The organism is Pararhizobium sp. DWP1-1-3 (assembly GCF_049896125.1).
Taxonomy (GTDB): domain Bacteria; phylum Pseudomonadota; class Alphaproteobacteria; order Rhizobiales; family Rhizobiaceae; genus Pararhizobium.
The window spans coordinates 127,778-147,241 of the sequence record NZ_JAFCTR010000001.1; the positions used below are offsets into that span (position 1 = coordinate 127,778).

Annotated in this window: 17 protein-coding genes; 4 read left to right on the forward strand and 13 right to left on the reverse strand. The window is 60.9% G+C overall.

The genetic code is table 11. From position 1 onward, the window contains the following. Positions 1–57: 57 nt before the first annotated feature. From ACP7BS_RS00605 to ACP7BS_RS00615, 3 genes are all read right to left on the reverse strand, one after another. Positions 58–1,209, reverse strand: a complete 1,152-nt coding sequence (locus ACP7BS_RS00605; protein WP_426235270.1) for a PQQ-dependent sugar dehydrogenase — start codon at positions 1,207–1,209, stop codon at positions 58–60. Between the two features lie 76 nt (positions 1,210–1,285). Beyond that, positions 1,286–2,002, reverse strand: a complete 717-nt coding sequence (locus tag ACP7BS_RS00610) for a class GN sortase (RefSeq protein ID WP_426235272.1) — start codon at positions 2,000–2,002, stop codon at positions 1,286–1,288. Continuing rightward, positions 1,992–4,343 (reverse strand): marine proteobacterial sortase target protein, encoded by a 2,352-nt coding sequence (locus ACP7BS_RS00615; protein WP_426235274.1) that lies wholly within the window; start codon positions 4,341–4,343, stop codon positions 1,992–1,994. The genes ACP7BS_RS00610 and ACP7BS_RS00615 overlap by 11 nt, the downstream gene beginning before the upstream one ends. A gap of 459 nt (positions 4,344–4,802) precedes the next feature. Here ACP7BS_RS00615 and ACP7BS_RS00620 point away from each other — a divergent pair, with 459 nt between their 5' ends. Continuing rightward, positions 4,803–6,005: a pyridoxal phosphate-dependent aminotransferase gene (locus ACP7BS_RS00620; protein WP_426235276.1), complete on the forward strand. Its 1,203-nt coding sequence runs from the start codon at positions 4,803–4,805 to the stop codon at positions 6,003–6,005. A gap of 392 nt (positions 6,006–6,397) precedes the next feature. Next, positions 6,398–7,597: an MFS transporter gene (locus ACP7BS_RS00625; RefSeq protein ID WP_426235278.1), complete on the forward strand. Its 1,200-nt coding sequence runs from the start codon at positions 6,398–6,400 to the stop codon at positions 7,595–7,597. Here the strand turns inward: ACP7BS_RS00625 and ACP7BS_RS00630 are convergent. Next, on the reverse strand, positions 7,582–8,475 hold the full coding sequence (locus ACP7BS_RS00630) for a LysR family transcriptional regulator (protein ID WP_426235279.1): 894 nt from the start codon (positions 8,473–8,475) through the stop codon (positions 7,582–7,584). The two genes, ACP7BS_RS00625 and ACP7BS_RS00630, sit on opposite strands and share 16 nt — an antisense overlap. Positions 8,476–8,565: 90 nt before the next feature. Between ACP7BS_RS00630 and ACP7BS_RS00635 the strand changes: the two genes are divergently transcribed. After that, a complete protein-coding gene (locus ACP7BS_RS00635; RefSeq protein ID WP_426235280.1) occupies positions 8,566–9,600 on the forward strand; it encodes an NAD(P)H-binding protein in 1,035 nt (344 codons plus the stop codon). A 55-nt stretch (positions 9,601–9,655) separates the two neighbouring features. Here ACP7BS_RS00635 and ACP7BS_RS00640 read toward each other — a convergent pair whose 3' ends face one another. From ACP7BS_RS00640 to trxB, 7 genes are all read right to left on the reverse strand, one after another. Then, entirely contained in the window at positions 9,656–10,600 is a 945-nt protein-coding gene (locus tag ACP7BS_RS00640) for a lytic transglycosylase domain-containing protein (RefSeq protein WP_426235282.1), read from the reverse strand. 64 nt (positions 10,601–10,664) lie between these two features. Then, positions 10,665–11,168, reverse strand: coding sequence for a GNAT family N-acetyltransferase (locus ACP7BS_RS00645; RefSeq protein WP_426235284.1), 504 nt, complete (start codon positions 11,166–11,168; stop codon positions 10,665–10,667). 62 nt (positions 11,169–11,230) lie between these two features. Continuing rightward, positions 11,231–12,052, reverse strand: a complete 822-nt coding sequence (locus ACP7BS_RS00650) for an aminoglycoside phosphotransferase family protein (RefSeq protein WP_426236429.1) — start codon at positions 12,050–12,052, stop codon at positions 11,231–11,233. 281 nt (positions 12,053–12,333) lie between these two features. Further along, positions 12,334–13,458 carry an alkene reductase gene (locus ACP7BS_RS00655; protein WP_426235286.1) on the reverse strand — a complete coding sequence of 375 codons (1,125 nt, stop codon included), beginning with the start codon at positions 13,456–13,458 and terminating at the stop codon, positions 12,334–12,336. A 68-nt stretch (positions 13,459–13,526) separates the two neighbouring features. Continuing rightward, the gene (locus ACP7BS_RS00660) at positions 13,527–13,820 is read right to left on the reverse strand and encodes an ArsR/SmtB family transcription factor (protein WP_426235288.1); all 294 of its coding nucleotides are present in this window, start codon (positions 13,818–13,820) and stop codon (positions 13,527–13,529) included. Positions 13,821–14,460: 640 nt separating this feature from the next. Then, on the reverse strand, positions 14,461–15,357 hold the full coding sequence (locus ACP7BS_RS00665) for a LysR family transcriptional regulator VtlR (protein WP_426227303.1): 897 nt from the start codon (positions 15,355–15,357) through the stop codon (positions 14,461–14,463). Between the two features lie 112 nt (positions 15,358–15,469). Further along, positions 15,470–16,444 carry a thioredoxin-disulfide reductase gene (gene trxB, locus ACP7BS_RS00670; protein ID WP_426235290.1) on the reverse strand — a complete coding sequence of 325 codons (975 nt, stop codon included), beginning with the start codon at positions 16,442–16,444 and terminating at the stop codon, positions 15,470–15,472. Between the two features lie 218 nt (positions 16,445–16,662). Here trxB and ACP7BS_RS00675 point away from each other — a divergent pair, with 218 nt between their 5' ends. Further along, positions 16,663–17,130, forward strand: coding sequence for an Lrp/AsnC family transcriptional regulator (locus ACP7BS_RS00675; RefSeq protein ID WP_426235292.1), 468 nt, complete (start codon positions 16,663–16,665; stop codon positions 17,128–17,130). A 62-nt stretch (positions 17,131–17,192) separates the two neighbouring features. Here ACP7BS_RS00675 and ACP7BS_RS00680 read toward each other — a convergent pair whose 3' ends face one another. Continuing rightward, positions 17,193–18,089, reverse strand: coding sequence for a hypothetical protein (locus tag ACP7BS_RS00680; RefSeq protein ID WP_426235294.1), 897 nt, complete (start codon positions 18,087–18,089; stop codon positions 17,193–17,195). Between the two features lie 348 nt (positions 18,090–18,437). Beyond that, positions 18,438–19,214, reverse strand: a complete 777-nt coding sequence (locus ACP7BS_RS00685) for a glycosyltransferase family 25 protein (RefSeq protein ID WP_426235296.1) — start codon at positions 19,212–19,214, stop codon at positions 18,438–18,440. Positions 19,215–19,464 lie beyond the last annotated feature (250 nt).

Genomic DNA, 19,464 nt, shown 5'->3' on the forward strand with positions numbered 1-19,464 from the left:
GCTAACACTTGCATCGAGTTTCGGCAAGCGGAGACCTGCCGCAAAAAGGGTGGGCCATCAGCTCCGGTTGCCGGGAGCGGAAACCCGCAGCAGCGCCCCGCCGTCTCCATCGGTGAGCATCAGGATCGACCCGTCGGGTGCGACCTTGACGTCGCGGATCCGTCCGAACTCACCTTCAAACAGGCGCTCCTCCGCAACAACCGCGCCGCTTTCATCCCGCTCCAGCCGTGCCAGCAACTCCGATTTCAGCGCCGTGACCAACAGGTTTCCGTTCCATTGTGGAAACATCGCGCCGCGATAGACGTCGATGGCGCCGGGTGCGATCGACGGATCCCAATAGTGGAGGGGCTGCTCGTAGCCGTCAGCGGCCTGTCCGACGCCGATTTTCACGCCGGAGTAATCCTTGCCGAAGGTGATGACGGGCCAGCCATAGTTCTTGCTTGGTGCCGGCATGTTGATCTCGTCGCCGCCGCGCGCGCCGTGTTCGACGGTCAGCAGCTGGCCGTTGGCCGGATCGATGGTGATTCCCTGCGGGTTGCGGTGGCCTTTCGACCAGAGCTCGGCAAGCCCGGCCTTGCCATCCTTGTAGGGGTTATCTACCGGGATGCCGCCATCCGGCTTGATATGCAAAATGGCGCCGGCATGGTCGCGCATGTCCTGCGCCCGGTCGCGTTCGCCGCGATCGCCGATGCCGAAGAACAGGCTGCCATCGGCGGCAACCGCGATCCGCGATCCGAAGTGCTGGCCCTTGCCGGTGAACCTGTTCATCCGGAACAGTTCCTGCACCTGCGTCAGGCTTTTCCCGTCCTTGGAAAGCACCGCGCGAACGATCGCCGTTCCGTAGCCACTGCCGTCTGCGGCGGCCATGGAGAGAAACAGCGTGCGGTTGGTGGAAAATCCGGGATCGAGCGCAACATCCAAAAGCCCGCCCTGTCCCTGCCGGGCCACCTCCGGCACGCCGCTGATCGGCGCGGATGCCTTGCCGCCACTGATGATGCGAAGCGTGCCGCCAAGCTCGGTGACGATGTAAGCGCCGTCCGGCAGCACATCGACGGACCATGGATTGTCGAGACCGGATGAGATCGTGTCGATCTGAACGGCGGCCTTTTCGGTCGTGAACTGCTTTGCATCCCCGGCAAGGGCAGGAGCCGCAGTCAGAGCCGATACCAATCCGGCGGATTTCAACAGGCTTGCAAATGTCATGGTCATCTCATTCTCCCAACGCATCCTCGTTGAAGCTGGGTTTTGAGGCGGGCGTATCAAGGTCGAGAGCGTGCTTTTGCGATCAAAAGGATTTGACCGTGAGTTTACCGGGGCTACCTTGCGCGGCGAGCGTCGATGGGCCTGCATCTTCAACAAGTTCGGCATTGACGATATAGCGAAGGGGGCCTTGCTCTGTGGCATCGAACGGCCAGCAGGTGGCGAGCGCCAGATTGCGGCCGGGCGCATCGGCATTGATGCCGCTCTCGTCCCAGCGGGCGATGCGGCTGGTGCCGGCACGGAAGGTGAGGTTGGTTCCATCCTTGCGGGTAATGACCAGAAGGTCGCCCTGCTTGACGTCTTTCAGCCAGCGGAAATGCGTATCGCGATGGGCGGCGATGACTGATGTGCCAATTTCCCCCGGCGCCGGTGTGTTGGCCAGGCGGGCCGGGCCGAAGGCCAGAGCCTCGCCGCTGGCGCCGGAAAGCACGACCGCGGTTTTGCCGATACGAAGGGCGGTGATTTCCGCCTCGGTGGTAAAATCGGCCCAGGGCCAGGGCTTGGCATTGGTCTCGCCCTGTAGCTGCGCCTCGAAGCTGCGCTTCAGAAGAACCTGGGAAAACTCCGCCTTAGCCTTCATGTAAAAGCCTTTGCCGACCAGCATCAGGCCGGCGAGCGCGATCAGCAGTATACCAGCCAGAACCACCGTCTCCAGCGCGTTGAGGCGCGCCAGAAAACCGGCGCGCCCTTCCTTGTCTTGTCCTTGCTCCAGGATCGCATCGTCGCCAGGCTTATCGGACACGGTCACGCGCCTCCGAAACCAGGCCACGCAGCTGCCAGCGCCAGAGGCTGAAGGTTGTTGCTGCCATCAGGGCAAAAGCAAGCAGCATCAGGCCGATCAGGATATGCCGGTCGGCGAGCGTCGCCGTCTGCGGCAGGTCCACCTGCTTGCCGGCATCGGCAATCATGCTGGCGGCACGCGCCGTCGGGGCTGCTGCCATCCGGTCGGCAACCACCATTGCCTGCTGCTCGCTTTGTTCCAGCGATGCCTTGCGTTGCCCTTCCGGAATGGCCTCCTGTGGCTTTTCGCCAAACACCTTCTCGAAATCCCAGCCCTCGGGCAGGTTGAGCGGCAAGTCGGTGCTGACGACAGGCTCGTTGACAGGACGGGACGGGGTCACATCGACGGCCACCAGACTGGTGACGCGGGAGACGAGGTGGTTGGCCAGCGCCACCGTCTCGATTTGCTTGTCGAGGGCGGCGGCATCGTTCACCGCATAGGCGTTGGCTTCCAGATCGTCGATCTTGCGGCGCGCCCAGAGCTTGGCGATGCCCTTGCCTTCAGACGCCTTGGCAACATCCATTTCGATGCGCCAGGGCTGGTTGCCGGTCTTGCCAATGATCTGCAGCTTGCCGGCAGGTGTTGCGCCATCCAGTTCCGCCGTCAGCACCACCGGCTCGCCGCGATAGAGATCCGGCATCGGGTTCGGGGTGATATCCTGCGCATTGGCACCATCGAAGCTGACGGCGATATCGGTCATGACAGGATTTTCGAGCTTGGCGAACAGCTCACCCATGCGGGCTGCGACCTGGTCTTCCGAGCCGATCAGCGTGAAGGTGCCACGGCCGAGTTCTGCGGCCTTGGTCATGAAATGCGTGTTGGGCGCCGAGCCGATGCCGACGGTAAAGACGCGGGCATCGCCACGGTTCTTCGAAATCTCCTCGAACAGCTGCGCCTCGTTGCCGATCGCGCCATCGGTGAGGAACACCACCTGCCGCAGGGCGCCGGGCTCGACCGGACCCTGGGTGCGAAGCGCCGCTTCCAGCGCCGGCAGCATTTCGGTACCGCCATCGGCGGTCAGGCCGCGAACGAAGGCGATGGCATTCTCGCGCTTGTCCGGCGTTGCCTGGACGAGCGAGGGGAAATGCACCTCCATCGTGTCGTCGAAGCGGACGACGTTGAACTTGTCTTCCGGCCGCAGTTTCGAGATCGCCAGCGCCAGGCTGTCACGCGCCTGCTCGATCGATGGCCCGGCCATCGATCCGGAATTGTCGATGACGAAGACGACTTCACGTTTCGCTGGAGTTTCCGTTGCAGCGGATGCGGTGGGAGGCGTGACGAAACCGAGCAGATAGGTCTTGCCGTTCTGCGTTTCGCGGAACAGGCCCGCATTCGGCGTCTTGCCGGCGATGGCATTCCAGCTCAGTTCGAAATCCTTGTCGGCCGGTACGCTGCCGCCCTTCAGCGAAATCTTGCGGGCCATGTCATCGACCGTCTGCATCTCGGTCTGATGGAAAGGCGAGGTGACGGTGCCGAGCGGGAAGCCGGCATTGAGATTGACCGTCAATGTCACCGGATTGATCCTGGCATTTTCAGCGGGATCAAGCACAGGGGCCGTGATCTTGTCGCGGTCCGGAACGGGATCGTTGACGGCATAGCCGGACTTCGGATCGAGATCGACCGTCTGCACGATCGGATCGGGATTGTAGCGCGGCGCCACCACCATCGGGAACCTCAGCGAGAATTCGCCGCCCGACTGGTGGACGCTGCTCTGGTACTCGATCTGCACGACGATGGTTTCGCCGGGACCGATATTGGCCACCTGGTTGGTAAAGATGTTGGGGCGCTGTTGCTCAAGAAGGGCGGTCTTCTTGCCTTCCGCCTTGGCTTCCTCGTAGACCCTGCGGGCCTCTTCGCGGGCTTTGATCTCACCCTCGATGAAGCGCTCGCCGATCTGCATTTTCAGCGTATCGACGGCGGAATTTTCCGGCAGCGGAAAGACATAGGTGCCCTCGACCCAGCCCTTGCTCGGGTTCTCAAAGCGCTGGGTGACGCGGGTGCGGACGATCGGGCCGTTGACGTCGATGACGACGTCGGTCGCAAGCCTCGGCGCCTCGACAAAGGATCCGGGCTCCTTTGACGGGAAGAGCAGGGCGCCGGTGCCCATGTCGTTGGGGCGGACATAGCCGGCAAAACGCTGCGGCTTGCTTTCGTTCGTCTCGGCCATCGCATGCGAGAAGAAGCCCATGGCAAACAGCAGGGCGAGTGTGACGGCAACCAGCATCGCCACGATCAGATACTCGATTTGCCGCCCGCTGATGCGGCTCGGCGGCTTGGCTGTGTTTTCGGTGTTCAGAAGCATTGCAGGCCCCCTCGGCGCAGATGGATTCGTCTGCCTTCAGAAAAGGCTTCGAAATCGGCTGCACAAGGACGGAATTGCGGCAGGCCAAGGCATTTGTTGTGACCAAATCAAGGCTTTGCGGAAATCCGCCAAAGCGTTTGTTTTTGATGAATAAATCACGGTGGAAAAACGTTCTTGCCCTCATATCCCGGCTGATGGTGGAGGCTGGCATTTCTGTTTAGCCGGGTTCAAAAAGCAGAGTCGTTTCAGTCTTCTGCGCGGCAGAGCCGACAAACTGATTCATCTGAACCGGTGATGTCACCGATGAAACATTGTCATGGTTACGCATTTTGCAGGTTTTCTCGGCTCTTTGCGCTTGAAACCGGGGCGGTCTTTCGACATACACCTAACCGCTATGGAGCCCGGCAGAGCCGCTCCATTGGCCGCATGCTGTTTCAACCTGAACAGGACAAACATATCATGGCCTTTCTTGCCGACGCCCTTTCCCGTGTAAAGCCATCCGCCACCATCGCCGTTTCCCAAAAAGCCCGGGAACTGAAAGCCAAGGGCCGCGATGTGATTGGGCTTGGCGCCGGAGAGCCGGATTTCGATACGCCTGATAATATCAAGAAGGCTGCGATCGACGCCATCAACCGCGGCGAGACGAAGTACACGCCGGTTTCCGGCATCCCCGAACTGCGCGAGGCGATCGCCAAGAAGTTCAAGCGCGAAAACAACCTCGAATATTCGGCTGCCCAGACGATCGTCGGCACCGGCGGAAAGCAGATTCTTTTCAACGCCTTCATGGCGACGATGAATCCGGGCGATGAAGTCGTTATCCCGGCACCTTACTGGGTTTCCTATCCCGAGATGGTGTCGATCTGCGGCGGCACGCCGGTGTTCGTCGAAGCGACCCAGGCCAACAATTTCAAGCTGACCGCCGAAGACCTCGACAAGGCGATCACCGACAAGACCAAGTGGTTCATCTTCAACTCGCCGTCCAACCCGTCGGGCGCTGCCTATAGCCATGCCGAACTGAAGGCCCTGACCGACGTGCTCCTCAAGCACCCGCATGTCTGGGTCCTGACCGACGACATGTACGAGCACCTGACCTATGGCGACTTCAAGTTCGCCACTCCGGTCGAAGTCGAGCCGAAACTTTATGACCGCACGTTGACCATGAACGGCGTCTCCAAGGCCTATGCCATGACCGGCTGGCGCATCGGCTATGCGGCCGGGCCGCTGTCGCTGATCAAGGCGATGGACATGATCCAGGGCCAGCAGACCTCGGGCGCCTGCTCGATCGCCCAGTGGGCGGCCGTCGAGGCGCTGAACGGCACGCAGGATTTCATTCCGGAAAACAAGAAGATCTTCGAAGGCCGCCGCGATCTGGTCGTGTCGATGCTCAACCAGGCCAAGGGCATCGAGTGCCCGTCGCCGGAAGGTGCGTTCTACGTCTATCCGTCCTGCAAGGGCCTGATCGGCAAGACCGCGCCGTCAGGCAAGGTCATCAAGACCGACGAGGACTTCGTCTCCGAACTGCTCGAATCCGAAGGCGTCGCCGTCGTCCACGGATCGGCCTTCGGTCTCGGTCCCAACTTCCGCATCTCCTACGCGACCTCGGAAGAACTGCTTGAGGAAGCCTGCAAGCGCATCCAGCGCTTCTGCGGCGCCTGCAAGTAAGCACCGTCCCTGAACGACAACGAGCCCGCCGGTAACGGCGGGTTTTTTCGTTGGGTTTTCAGCGGTAGTCATGGCCGAACACCAAATTCCCTCATTACCGCCCTTGTTGTAAAGCCCGGTAATGAGGGGAGGATTAGGATGACCGGGTGAAAGGTGGCAGAGGCGGAGAGGCTGTGCGCCTGCGCGCAAGCTGTTACAAACCAAGCAGATATTGCGAAATATACCCACACTCAGGAAGCTTTGCCTCAATCAGGTTTAACCTCCACGACCAATGGCTTTGCCCAAGTAGCGACATCTAGCCACCGGCCGGAAAATCGGGACTTCTAACACACCAAGCGGCTTCCGCTCCCGCCCAAATCCCGGTACACAACGGCCTATCGAGGAGCCCAGCCATGACCATTGCGCCGCATCACAGGATCTATACCTGTTTCTTCCTGTTTGCCGTGTCGCTCGGCGCGCTTCTCGCCCGCATGCCGGATCTGCAGGTGGCGCTTGGGGTCAATAAATCCGAGCTCGGGCTGACGCTGATCGGCATGGCGATCGGGGCGCTGATCTCGCTGACATTCTCCTCGCCGCTGATCGCCCATCTTGGCGCACGGACGACGGCGTTCATCACCATTCTCGGCACGGCCGCCGCGTTTGCGATCGTTCCCTGGGTTGGTGCTGCGCCGCTGGTGTTCTGCGTGCTGTTTGTCGCCGGCCTGCTGGCCGGCGCGCTTGAGATCAATCTCAATGTGGAGATCGACCGGCTCGAAGCGCGGCTCGGGCGTGGCATCATGAACAGGGCGCACGGGTTTTGGAGCCTCGGGTTTTTCGTTACCGCGCTGATTGCGTCTGGCGTGCGCCAGGGGGAAATCTCCATGCAGTTCCATCTCGCCGTGACGTTCGCCGTCGTACTTGTCGTCGGCCTCTTTGCCATTTCGGGTATCCGCAACGCACCGGCGCGCGCCGTTTCGCATGAGGCCAAGGCGCCGCTGTTTGCCGTGCCAACCCTTGGCCTGCTGCCGCTCTGCATCATCGGCATCGCCGCCTTCCTCGTCGAAGGGGCGGGGATCGACTGGTCGGCGATCTATATGCGCGACGTCTTTGCCGTCGAGCCGTTCATCGGCGGTCTCGGGCTGACGTTGTTCACGTTCTTCATGGCGATCGCCCGGCTGTTCATCGATCCGGTCGTCGACCGGTTCGGTGCGCGCAACGTCGCCTCGGTCCTGCTCGTCCTGTCGGCGGTCGGCCTGACAGCCGTCTGGCTTGCGCCGCATGCCTATATCGCGCTGTTCGGTTTTGCCCTGATGGGCGGCGGATGCAGCGCGGTCTATCCGCTGGCGGTCTCGGCCGCCGCCCAGCGCACCGACCGTCCGGCACAGGTCAATGTCGCAGCACTCGGGCAGGTGACGTTCATCGTCTTCTTTCTCGCGCCGCCGCTGCTCGGTTTCATTGCCGAACATGCCGGTATCCGCACGTCCTATCTCGTCTGCCTGCCGCTGATCATCTATGCGCTGTTTTCGGTCAAGGCGCTGGCACCGCGGCGGGGATCGCAAGGGTTGACGCAGGCCCCAGCCGGCGGCGTGCCGTCCGATCATCTGCCGATGTAGGCCAAAAATCCCTCCACCAGCGCATCGAAGGTGGCGCGGCAACGCGGCGTGGTTTTCAGGTTTTCGTGCATGACGACAAAGGTTTCGAGCGGCAGCGTGAACTCTTGTTCGAACAACCTGACGATATCCGGATCACGCCTGGCGAGCTGAACCTGACAGACGCCGATGCCGAAGCCGGCGCGGATGGCCGCCAGCTGGGCCAGATTGCTGTCGGCGCGAAACGAGGGACGCATCAGCTCGATCAGCGGCACGCGCTTGCGGATGGCCCGGACAAACGCGCTTTCGCGATCAAAGCCGATGGTGCGGTGCTCAAGCAGGTCTTCCAGCTTGTCCGGGGTCCCGTGCTTGTCGAGATAGCGCCGGTGGGCGTGCAGTCCCAGCGGAATGCCGCCGATCCGGCGGGTGATCAATGCGTCCTGTTGCGGCTCGACCATGCGCACGGCGATATCGGCTTCCTGGCGCAACAGGTCCTCGACGGCATCCGACAGCGACAGCTCGATGACGAGGTCCGGGTGACGGTCACTCAGCGCCGTCAGCATCGGTGGCAGTACCTCGATGCCGATCACTTCGCTGGCGCTGATCCGCACCGTGCCGCGCACGCCGCCGCCCTGTCCGGTCGCGGCCCTCAGCAGCGCGGCGGCATTCGCGGCCAGCTGCTCGGCATGGGGTTTAAGGTCGATCGCCGCTTCGGTCGGGATCAGCCCCTGCGGAGAGCGGGTGAACAGCTGGAAGCCGATGATGGTTTCCAGCGCATCGATATGGCGGCCGATGGTCGGCTGCGTCAGCCCCAGCTCGCGGGCGGCGGCCGACAAGGATCCTTCCTGCAACACGGTCAGGAAGGTCCGGTAGAAATCCCAGCTTGGCTCGTTTCTGTCCATCTATTTTTGTATATCAGGTAAATGGTTTTCGGCAATTCCGTTTAATTGGAAAGAGTTCAGGATGGTCTGCATCGAACAAGGAGATCAGACATGACTGAGCAGGGAAAACAGATCGCTCTCATCCTCGGCGCCACCGGCGGTATCGGCGGCGCGGTTGCCCGTAACTTGAAAGCCCGTGGCTGGACGATCCGGGCGCTGCATCGCGATCCCGCCAAGGCGGCCGCGAAAAGCGAGCATTTCGATTGGGTCCAAGGCGATGCCATGCGGGCGGACGATGTGCTTGCCGCGGCAGATGGGGCAAGCCTGATCGTCCATGCCGTCAATCCGCCCGGATACCGCAACTGGGGTACGCTGGTCCTGCCGATGATCGACAACACGATCGCGGCGGCCAAGGCAACCGGCGCGACGGTGCTGCTACCCGGCACGATCTATAATTTCGGCCCCGACGCCTTTCCGCTGCTGCATGAAAAATCGCCGCAGAACCCGGTCACCGCCAAGGGAAAAATTCGCGCTGAAATGGAGCGCCGTCTGGAAACGGCGTCGCGGGAAGGCGTTCGCGTCATCATCGTCAGGGCAGGGGATTTCTTCGGCCCGGGCGCTGCCAACAGCTGGTTTTCGCAGGGCATGGTGACGCCGGGCAAGCCGGTAACCGCCGTGATGTATCCCGGCCGCAAGGGCACCGGTCACCAATGGGCCTACCTGCCGGATGTGGCCGAGACGATGGCGCGCCTTGTCGATCGCCGCGAAACCCTGGCACCATTCGCCGTCTTTCATATGCAAGGCTTCTGGGACGATGACGGTACCCGTCTCACCGCTGCGATCCGGCGCGCCAGCGGCAATCCGAACATGAAGGTCAGGTCCTTCCCGTGGTGGATGATGCCGTTCGCAGCACCGTTCGTGCCGTTGCTGAAAGAGCTGCGGGAGATGCGCTACATCTGGCAGCAGCCGTTGCGCATGCCCAATGACCGGCTGGTTGCCGCTATCGGTGCCGAACCCTGGACCCCGATCGACGAGGCGGTACGCGCCTCACTTGCCACCCTTGGCTGCCTGCCGCCGGAACTGGCGATGCCGCAAAGGGCTTTGCCGGCGCCTCGTCAGGGCGAGATGGGAGAGGTGACGGCATGAGCGCTTGCGCTGCACCCCGCCGGTCTTGCCGCGCGGGGGGCCGAGATGAAACGCCCTAGTTCTTGAAGACGATGCAGGCGCCGCCGGTCTTGCGGATTTGCATGCAGACGGCGTCGGCGTCGGCCCGCGTATGGCGGCCGATCCTGGCGGTATAGCGCAGCCGGTTGCCAAAAGCCCGGTTGCGCTCGCGCTGGATCAGCGGCTTCTCCGCATTGAGCGGCGAGGGCATGCGGCTGACGGTGGCCAGAAACAGCCGCTGCGCCACGCTCTTCTGGAAATGCGCTGACAGTTGCGCACCCCAGGGCGCCCAAGTGCCTTCCCCTTCGAACGCCACCTCCTTCAGCCGCCGCTTGTCGGCAAGGGCGGTGCAGGCATCGTAGAAGGATTTGTCCTTGTCGAGCCGCAGGTCGAGTGTCTGAGGCGGATTGTCCTTCCATTCCTCGATCGGATGGGCGGTGATGGCCAGCACATAGGCGCGGGTTTCAGAGGGCAGATCGCCGGTCTCAAGAAAGCTGCTCAGCCCGCCTTCACCGGCATTGTAGGCGGCAGCGGCAAAGCCGAGATTGCCGAAACGGTCACGCAGCACATCGAGATATTCGGCCGATTTTTCCAGAGCCTCCAGCGCGTCGAAACTGTTGGTAAGCCCGCGCAGTTTGGCGGTCGAGGGAATGAATTGCGCGATGCCTTCGGCCCCCTTGGGGCTGACCGCATCCGGACGGAACAGGCTTTCCTTCCAGATCAGCCGCGCGAAGAAATCCGGCGGCAGTGCATTGGTTTCGGCGAAATGACCAAGTGCCGTGCAGATGTCGCGGCTATAACTGCGCGCGCGCACGCAGAGTGTCGCAGTCCTGGTATTGGCTGAGTAAACGCAAGGCGGTGCGCGCCATTCCGGCTGCGCAAGGGCGATCGTGTTGTCCGAAAACGTTCCCAGGAATAAGGCGGGGGCAAACAGCGCTGCCAACCATGCCCCTCGTCCGTGTCGCCGTCTTTTGTGTTTCATACGCTCAGGGGCCATCCGTCTCGACGGTCCTTGATAACACTGTTTCACCGAGATCGGGAGCCGCTTACGGTTTTTCCGGAAGGGTCAGCTGCATGAAGGTCAGGTCCAGCCAGCGGCCGAACTTGGTGCCGACTTCCTTCATCTGGCCGGTGATCTCGAAACCGAGCTTTTCGTGCAGGCGGATGGAGGCTGCATTGTTGGCCTCGATGCCGGCCACCATCACATGCTTGCCGCAGGCCGCAGCCCGCTCGATCAGGGCCTGCATCAGGAGCTTGCCGATACCGCCGCCGCGCTGGTTCTTCTCGACATAGACCGAATGCTCGACCGTATGGCGATAACCGTCGAAGGCGCGCCAGTCGCCGAAGGAGGCATAACCGGCAATCGTGCCGTCATCGGTCACCGCCACCAGCACCGGATAGCCGAGACGCTTGCGCTCTGCGAACCAAGCGGCGCGGTTTTCGAGATCGACCTGCGTGTCGTTCCAGATCGCCGTCGTGTTGAGCACGGCATCGTTGTAGATGTCGCGGATGGCGGGCAGGTCGGTCTCTTCGGCGTTGCGCAGGTGCATCAGGGTCTCCAGCAATTTGCCGAAGCTCTAAGCCGCGAGATCGGTGTTGTACAGCCGGTAAATCAAGGATCGGCGGAAACTGTTCCGGCACCCTTATTCAACTCCGCAGCGGCGATTTCGGCAACATGAAGAGCCGGCGCCGGATCGCCGCCGTCCTCGAGAAACCAGGCGGCGGAAAGGCCTGCATAGGCGATGATCCAGCGCAGCAGCCGATCGGGCGCAAGGCCGGATTCCTTTGCCACGATGGGGAGCTGGCGGCGCAGTCTTGCGGGGTCTTTCGTCGCCGGCAGGTCCGGATTGCAAAACAGGTTGGCATAATCGTAGCCGCGCTCGCCAAACAAGCCCTTCGGGTCGATCGCCAGAAAGCACCGGTCTTCGAAATCGAGAATATTGCCGTGATGGATATCGCCGTGCAGCACGCCGACTTCGCGGGGTTCTGCAAGCAGCGCTTTTGCGGCAGTGTCTGCGGTGTTGAACGAACCGCCATGGGTCGAGGATGCCGCGTCCAGTCCGCGGAACCATATATCGAGGGGCATAAGCTCCGGATAGGGTTTTGCAGGCGGCCTGTGCAGGGTTCGAATGGTCCCGCAGATGATCCTGCTTGCCGGGTCATCTTCGCCGTCCATCGCCATGGACAGCAGCGAGCGCTGGCCTTCAGCCCGCTCAAGCAGGATCGCATCCCCCTCCTGCGCATAAATTTTGGCGGCACCTTCGCCGTCCCACCATTGCATCAGCAGGCCGCCGCGTGTTTCCTCGGCGACTGTCGCAATCTTCAGCATCACGGGCAGACCGCGCCAAAGGACGGGGAGGAGGCGGCTGGAATGCGTGGCGATTGGCGCGCCGTCGGGCACGAGCGCCCATGACTGGATGAAATGGTCGAACATTGCACGCCCCGTCACTCGATGGTTCCCCTGATTAGAGAAGCGGTGGTTCGCGTCCTCTTCTCCCCATCGGGGAGAAGGTGGCCCGCAGGGCCGGATGAGGGGGCGGCTGGCTCCGAAATCGCGGAGGCCCCCTCATCGCCTCGTTTCACTCGGCACTTCTCCCCGCTGGGGAGAAGAGGCAGGAAACGTCACCCGCGGGGCATGCGGTACACCAGTTGGCGACGGAAATCACCCCCCGGCACTCACGTGCCGACCCTCCCCCTCAAGGGGAGGGTGGATGTTCAAGCGACCTGCTGTTCGAGCGCCGGATAGTCCGTGTAGCCCTTGGCACCGCCGCCATAGAACGTCGCCTGGTCCGGTGTGTTGAGCGGCGCGTTGTTCTTCAGGCGCTCGACCAGATCCGGATTGGCGATGAACGGCTTTCCGAAGGCGACGAGGTCGGTCTTGCCGTCCTTGACGGCCTGGATGGCGAGCTCGCGGTCGTAGCCGTTGTTGGTCATCCACGCGGCCTTGCCGCCGGCCTTTTCATAGGCCTGGCGCAACGCCGTATAGTCGAACGGCTTGTCACCCTGCTGGAAGTCGCGCGGACCGCCGGTCGCACCCTCGATGATGTGGATGTAGGACAGCTGGTACTTGGCCAATCCCTCGACGACATAGGTGAACAACGTCTGCGCGTCCGGATCGGACGAGTCGTTGGCCGGCGTCACCGGCGAAATGCGGATGCCGGTGCGGCCTTCGCCGATTTCCTTGGTGATCGCATCGACGACCTCGAACAGGAAGCGAGCGCGATTTTCGATCGGGCCACCGTATTCGTCGGTGCGGACATTCGAGCCCGACCGCAGGAACTGGTCGATCAGATAGCCGTTGGCGGCATGGATCTCGACACCGTCAAATCCCGCATCGATCGCAGCACGGGCGGCCTTGCGGTAGTCTTCGATAATGCCCGGTATTTCGGAGAGTTCGAGCGCGCGTGGCTCGGATGTCTCGGCAAACGTGCCGGTGCCGTCCTCATTGATCAGGTAGGTCTTCGACTTCGCCTGGATGGCGGATGCCGACACAGGCTTGCCGCCGTCCGGCTGCAGCGTGGTATGCGAGATACGGCCGACATGCCACATCTGCACGACGATCTTGCCGCCGGCCTTGTGCACGGCCGCGGTCACCTGTTTCCAGCCATCCAGCGCTTCCTTGGTGTAAAGGCCGGGAACATCAGCATAACCCTGGCCCTGATGGGTGATGGCGGTCGCTTCGGTGATCAGGAGACCGGCTGAGGCGCGCTGTTCGTAATAGGTGACGTTCAGCGTGTTCGGCACGGCGCCCGGCGAGCGGTTGCGGGTCAGGGGCGCCATCACGATGCGGTTGGCAAGCTCGATGTCGCCGATCTTGATCGGGTCGAAGAGGGAAGTCATGGGAAGTCCTTTTCGTTCGTTGCGGGGATGTTGTCTTGGGAGGATAAAACGTTGGGCAACGATGCCGGTCACAACGTGTTGCCGATGTCTTTCAGGAATGCCTCGATCGTGTCTTCGTTCCGCCGGTAGAAAATCCATTGGCCGACACGTTTGGTGGTGACGAGATCGGCACGCTGCAGGATCGACAGATGGCCAGAGACGGTCGATTGCGACAGGCCGCAGCGTTCGAACTGGCTGGCGCAGATACCCATGTCCAGCGGATGATGCTGGCTGGAGAAATGCACGTCCGGTTCCTTCATCCAGCCGAGCATCTCGATACGCTTGGGATGGGCCAGGGCTTTGAGGATTTCGTCTTTGTCCACCGGTCTACTCTGTATCGCTAAATTCCGATATGGCGATACGTATATCGGCCTTTTCCGATATTCAAATCACGTCTTTGTGAAGGGCACGTCGAGGGGAATTTGGACAAAAAAAGAGGGCCACTGGAGGACAGGGCCCTTTTAGATGTGAAGGTTGTAAAACCTCCAGAGGGGAACAGCTGCTGCGGTGGCACTGGGAGGAAAAAGACCACCATGTGCATCAGCTGAATTGGATGTGGGAAGGGTGTTGGAAAAATTCAATGCCGCATGCCAAGAAAATATTGCAACCATAGGGATGTTGTTGAAATCTGGGCAAAAAAAGAGGGCCACAAGAAAAACTTGGGCCCTTTATAGTTATGAAGGTAATTAAACCTCCAGAGGGGAACAGCTGCTGCGGTGGCACTGGGAGGAAAAAAGCCACCAAGATGCATCAGCTGCAGTCGGTATGATGGTTTTTTGGGCTGTTCGCAATCATTTAATATGCATGACAGCCATGTGCCGGACGCAGCCCTGCGCAATTTTCGGGCTATTTCAATATCTTGCGCTGCCTGCAAATATCAGGATGTGGCGAAAAACAAGCTAAAACAACAGTTTGTCTAGGGGGAGGGTAGAGTTCGTTTTTTGTGCAGGTGCGAAGGCCCTATCAGAAGGCCCAGTTACGGGCCTTCGCGACGATGAAGTCACGGAAGACTTTCAGCTTAGCAGCGTTCTTCATCTCGTCCGGATAGCAGAAATAGGTATCGAAGGATGGGATTTCCGCACCGATCGGAAGTTGAATCAAGCCCGGATCGCGGCCGACGATGTAGTCCGGCATCATGGCGATCCCGATGCCGAGCAGGCAGGCGCGCTTGATCGAGGTCTGGCTGTTGATCTGCAGGTGCGAGGGGCGGGGATTGTCCGAATCCCGGCCGGCGATCTCCAGCCAGTTGACGTCGAGCAGATAGTTCGGTGCCGGTTCGCCAAAGGTGATGATCCGGTGGTTGTCGAGATCCTCGACCGACTGCGGCTCGCCAAACTTGTTGATGTAGGAGGGCGCCGCATAGACGTGCATGTGCACGGTGAACAGCTTGCGCTGGATGAGGTCGGACTGCTGCGGCTGGCGCAGCCGGATGGCGCAGTCGGCATGGCGCATGTTCACATCCAGTTCCTCGTTGTCGAGGATCAGCTGGACCTGCATATCGGGATAAAGCGCCAGGAATTCCTGCACCTTGTCGGTCAGCCAGCCCTGGCCGAGGCCGACCGTCGTGGTGATGCGCAGCTTGCCGGACGGCTTGTCGGTATTCTCGGTCAGCTGGACCTTGACGCTTTCCAGCTTCATCAGCACTTCATGGGCGGTGCGATAGAGGATTTCGCCCTGTTCGGTGAGGATCAGGCCGCGCGCGTGGCGGTGAAACAGCTTGATGCCGACATCCTGCTCCAGAGAGCTCACCTGGCGGCTGATGGCCGATTGGGACAGGTGCAGCTTGTCGGCCGCATGGGTGAACGATCCCGCTTCCGCCGCCGCATGGAAAATGCGCAGTTTGTCCCAGTCTAGCGGCATGGTGTCCCCCAAAGGTGCTCGTGGCGGAAAACGGCCTGGTGTTTTCCGCCATAAGGCTGATTGTCTGTTCCCACTCAGGAGCGGCCTTGACCGCTCCCATTCTTCGCGGCTTCTATTCGGCCGCAATTGCGACAGGCATATGGCCCGCCAGATATTTTTCAGCTTCAAGAGCGGCCATGCAGCCCATTCCGGCAGCGGTGATCGCCTGACGGTAGATATCGTCGGTCACATCGCCGGCCGCGTAGACACCAGCCACATCCGTGGCCGTCGAATCCGGCGCCGTCCAGAGATAGCCGTTCGGCTTCAGGCGCAGCTTGTCCTTGAATAGTTCGACCGCCGGCGCGTGGCCGATGGCCACGAACACGCCGTCGATCGGCATGTCGCTCGTTGCACCCGTCCTGGTGTTGCGCAGCTTGACGCCGCTGACCGAGGCAGGCATCGGCGGCTTGGCGGCAGCACCGGTATATTCGGTCACTTCATGATCCCAGATGACCTTGACGTTCGGCTTGGCAAACAGCCGCTCCTGCAGGATCTTTTCGGCGCGGAAATGATCGCGGCGGTGCACCACCGTCACGGTCTTGGCGAGGTTGGACAGGTAGAGCGCTTCCTCGACGGCAGAATTGCCACCGCCGACGACGATGACGTCCTTGTTGCGATAGAAGAAGCCGTCGCAGGTGGCGCAGGCCGAAACCCCAAACCCCTGGAAGACCGGCTCGCTCTCGATGCCCAGCCACTTCGCCTTGGCACCGGTCGCGATGATCAAGACGTCGGCGGTCCAGTCGGTGCCGCTGTCGGTCTTCAGCCGGAACGGGCGCACCGACATGTCGACATCGGTGACGAGGTCGTTGACGATTTCGGCGCCGACATGCTGCGCCTGCTTGAGCATCTGCTCCATCATCCACGGTCCCTGAACCGGATCGGCATAGCCCGGATAGTTCTCGACATCGGTGGTGATCATCAGCTGGCCGCCCTGTTCCATGCCGGCGATCAGAACCGGATTGAGCAGCGCACGCGCCGAATAGATGGCAGCGGTATAGCCGGCCGGGCCGGAGCCGATGATGAGAACTTTGGTGTGTCGGGCAGTCATGGTCCGGGTCCTGTCTTTCCCATGCATTCGCACGGATTATCCGTCGTCGGTGAAGCCTCCATTTATGAACGGAGGCCCTTCATATTCAAGTGCGGGTCCCACTTTACCAACAGTACATGCTGAGCGAGCGTACTTTTTTATCGTGAAAGCGAAATTTTCTTGCGAGTTAGGCCCGATTTCGGGCAGATAAGACCGACTCATTTGAACAAGGGGCGCACGTGTTTCGCACTGAACTGGATGCCATCGACATAAAGATCCTGCGTGAATTGCAGGGTGATGGGCGTATGACCAACGTCGAACTTGCGCAGAAGGTTGGAATCTCCGCGCCCCCGTGCCTGCGGCGCGTTCGCAAGCTGGAGGAGGGAGGCGTCATCAAGGGCTATCACGCCCTGCTCAACGCGCCTTCGCTCGGCTTCGATCTGGTGGCGTTCTGCATGGTCGGTTTGAAGCACCAGTCCGAAGCCGATCTCAAGGCTTTTGCGGCGGCGACGAATGCCTGGCCGCTTGTTCGCCAGGCTTGGATGGTTTCAGGCGAAAGCGATTTCCTGCTGCACTGCGTCTCGGAGAACCTGACCGTCTTTCAGGACTTCGTCATCGAGGTGCTGACCGCCAACGACCGCGTCGATACCGTCCGCACCATGCTGACGATCCGCAAGGTGAAAAGCGTCGGGCTGGTGGCGATTTGAGGAAACCGAAATCAGCGGCGAAATCTCACCCTGTTTTCAGCGAACAAACGCACAGGGCTGGCTTAGCGAAATCCTAGCCCGACCCGCGCGCTGGTTCGCAGGCTTCTCCACATTCTCGCCACCGCTGTTTTGCGGCGAGCAGCCGTCTTCAGCTGCCGAATGTGTGCTGCGTCGAGTTGCCGATGCTGTCGGGGCGCCCAAAGATACTCGATATCCTCGGCACTTGCGGTCCAGCGATGCGGGATACAGTCATAGAAACGATAACGCTCATCATTTTCCGGCAGAAGATCGATATCCGGTCTCTGCTGCGGGTTGAGGATGCCGCAGAGCGGCACATGAATGACCTGCGCCTTTGACAGCCAGGCCGCAACCCAGGAAAATGTGCTGACGGCAACAGCGATCTGGTGGGACCGGCGCAGCACCTCGAAATCGATCAGAGCCCCGCGGCTCTGTTGAAAGATCGAGCCCGCATACCGCTCCCGGAGCTTCCGCGAATAAAAATCATCGCCCAATTGCCCCATGAACACCGGCTTTGCGCCGGTTGTCTCGATAACCTGGTCGATGAACGACAGAGGCACAGGACCGTAGTCACGGTGTTTACGGTCGAGGATTTCAGCTCCGCGAACGTTGAAGACCACGTATTCAGGCCCATACCCGGTGGCATCGACCGTTTCGGCGTTGAACACGGCCGCGTATCTTTCGTGGTGACCGTAATTGCTCATCTGGAAGCCCAGGCCGTGCAGTTCGCAGTCGCGGATCTTTCCGGCACGGATCCAATGGGCCACCTGCGTGGCATCGATGTATTGGTGGCCCCGCAAGATCAAGGGTGAGGATGAAAAATCAGCGGGCACAGGTGCTTTGATGTTCCAGAAGGGAATATCCTGGCCGAAGATTTCCAGTTCTCCGGCCCGATCGCGCACGCTGAGAGCAAACATGTACTGCAGCATCTGGTTGCCCATGTTTCCCAACGGGCGGATATTCATTCGTGCAGTCATTTCGAATTATTCTCGATTTTTGATGTCGGTGTCTGCCTTACAAGAAGGCGGTCGGCAATTCCATGGAAACTCAACGACCCTCCGGCTGCTTACCGTAACTTCGGTTTTTTAAGTGTATGTCCGATATAGACCTCAATGCCATTTCCGCATCAGCACCGCCTGGAGTGCCGTAAAGCGGGTGATCTCGAGCGAAAACTATTTTCCGTTCGACTGCGTGTCAAAAAGCCCGTGATCGCGCAGGCCTCGTCGCCGAAGCACGAACCCGACGAACCCGTCGAAACGGTGCGCAGCCACTTCCTGGCAGAGGCGTTGTCATCCCGCCCTCGGCCGAAATCGCCGCTTCTGGCGCCAGGCAATCAGTTTGTCCTGCATCAGGCGGTATTGTTTGGCCAGGCCGTAATACCATTTTCGCTTGTTGGTCTTTCTGCCGCGTCCAGCACTTGCAAGGATCTGGCTCGCCGCTTCGGTCGTTGTTACCGGCGGCGGCGTAAAGGAATAGCCGTGACCGGTGCGGGTCAGCCAATGGCGGAAATAATTGTCCACCGGCGCGAATATCTTGCGGTGCTGCTCGACGAACAGCCGCGCCCCTTCGCGCGACCAGACGACGGCGCTGGTGGTCATCGGGAAATAATGGGCCGCGACGAGTTCGCATCGATGCCCGCCGACCTCGTAGCCCGACAGCGGCGTGGCGATCTTCAGCTTGCTGTTGCCGACATTGATCAGCAGCCAATCAGGGTCGGTTGCGTCGAGATCGCCCAGCGCCTTTTCAAGCAGTTCTACCGGATTGCAGAGCGGCAGCGCGTCGTCTTCCAGAACCAGCGCATAGTGGGCGTCCGATTGCAGGAAGCGGGTGGCCACTTTCAAATGGCTGTGATAGCAGCCGATTTCGCCGCCGACCAGGCCTCGGCCCATGTAGCGCTCGGCATGCGCCTCGTCGTAATCCGCGACGGTCGAAAGGTCGAGGGGGCGGCCATCGACTGCCGGGATCCGCTCGAAGGCGATGCCGAAAGCGGCCAGGCGGGCGCTGATTGCGTCCAGACGGTCATTGCTGCCGTCCAGATTGATGACATAGGTTTCAAGCGACTGCATTTTACCCTTTCCGGTGGAGAGAGGCCAGGCTGCCGGTGCACGCAACCGTCATCCGTTGATATCTCCCGGCGATGTCTGGACGTAATCCATGGCTTCTCCACTTGCAAGATCGCGGTGTAACAGTTGGTCACAGGGCGGATACCATCTGATCCAGGGTCCCGGCGATGTCATTGCTGCAACATGCGCGCGGAGTTTGACCCGCGGCAGCGCAAGCAAGTTTTCCGGCGCAGCAGAGGCGTTGCACTTGTGT

What these genes read in the sequence shown, in the direction of transcription:
- ACP7BS_RS00605 (WP_426235270.1), bottom strand. Translation starts at nt 1,209, where the DNA reads ATGACCATGACATTTGCAAGCCTGTTGAAATCCGCCGGATTGGTATCG.
- ACP7BS_RS00615 (WP_426235274.1), bottom strand. Translation starts at nt 4,343, where the DNA reads ATGCTTCTGAACACCGAAAACACAGCCAAGCCGCCGAGCCGCATCAGC.
- ACP7BS_RS00620 (WP_426235276.1), top strand. Translation starts at nt 4,803, where the DNA reads ATGGCCTTTCTTGCCGACGCCCTTTCCCGTGTAAAGCCATCCGCCACC.
- ACP7BS_RS00625 (WP_426235278.1), top strand. Translation starts at nt 6,398, where the DNA reads ATGACCATTGCGCCGCATCACAGGATCTATACCTGTTTCTTCCTGTTT.
- ACP7BS_RS00630 (WP_426235279.1), bottom strand. Translation starts at nt 8,475, where the DNA reads ATGGACAGAAACGAGCCAAGCTGGGATTTCTACCGGACCTTCCTGACC.
- ACP7BS_RS00635 (WP_426235280.1), top strand. Translation starts at nt 8,566, where the DNA reads ATGACTGAGCAGGGAAAACAGATCGCTCTCATCCTCGGCGCCACCGGC.
- ACP7BS_RS00640 (WP_426235282.1), bottom strand. Translation starts at nt 10,600, where the DNA reads ATGAAACACAAAAGACGGCGACACGGACGAGGGGCATGGTTGGCAGCG.
- ACP7BS_RS00645 (WP_426235284.1), bottom strand. Translation starts at nt 11,168, where the DNA reads ATGCACCTGCGCAACGCCGAAGAGACCGACCTGCCCGCCATCCGCGAC.
- ACP7BS_RS00650 (WP_426236429.1), bottom strand. Translation starts at nt 12,052, where the DNA reads ATGTTCGACCATTTCATCCAGTCATGGGCGCTCGTGCCCGACGGCGCG.
- ACP7BS_RS00655 (WP_426235286.1), bottom strand. Translation starts at nt 13,458, where the DNA reads ATGACTTCCCTCTTCGACCCGATCAAGATCGGCGACATCGAGCTTGCC.
- ACP7BS_RS00665 (WP_426227303.1), bottom strand. Translation starts at nt 15,357, where the DNA reads ATGCCGCTAGACTGGGACAAACTGCGCATTTTCCATGCGGCGGCGGAA.
- trxB (WP_426235290.1), bottom strand. Translation starts at nt 16,444, where the DNA reads ATGACTGCCCGACACACCAAAGTTCTCATCATCGGCTCCGGCCCGGCC.
- ACP7BS_RS00680 (WP_426235294.1), bottom strand. Translation starts at nt 18,089, where the DNA reads ATGGGCAACCAGATGCTGCAGTACATGTTTGCTCTCAGCGTGCGCGAT.
- ACP7BS_RS00685 (WP_426235296.1), bottom strand. Translation starts at nt 19,214, where the DNA reads ATGCAGTCGCTTGAAACCTATGTCATCAATCTGGACGGCAGCAATGAC.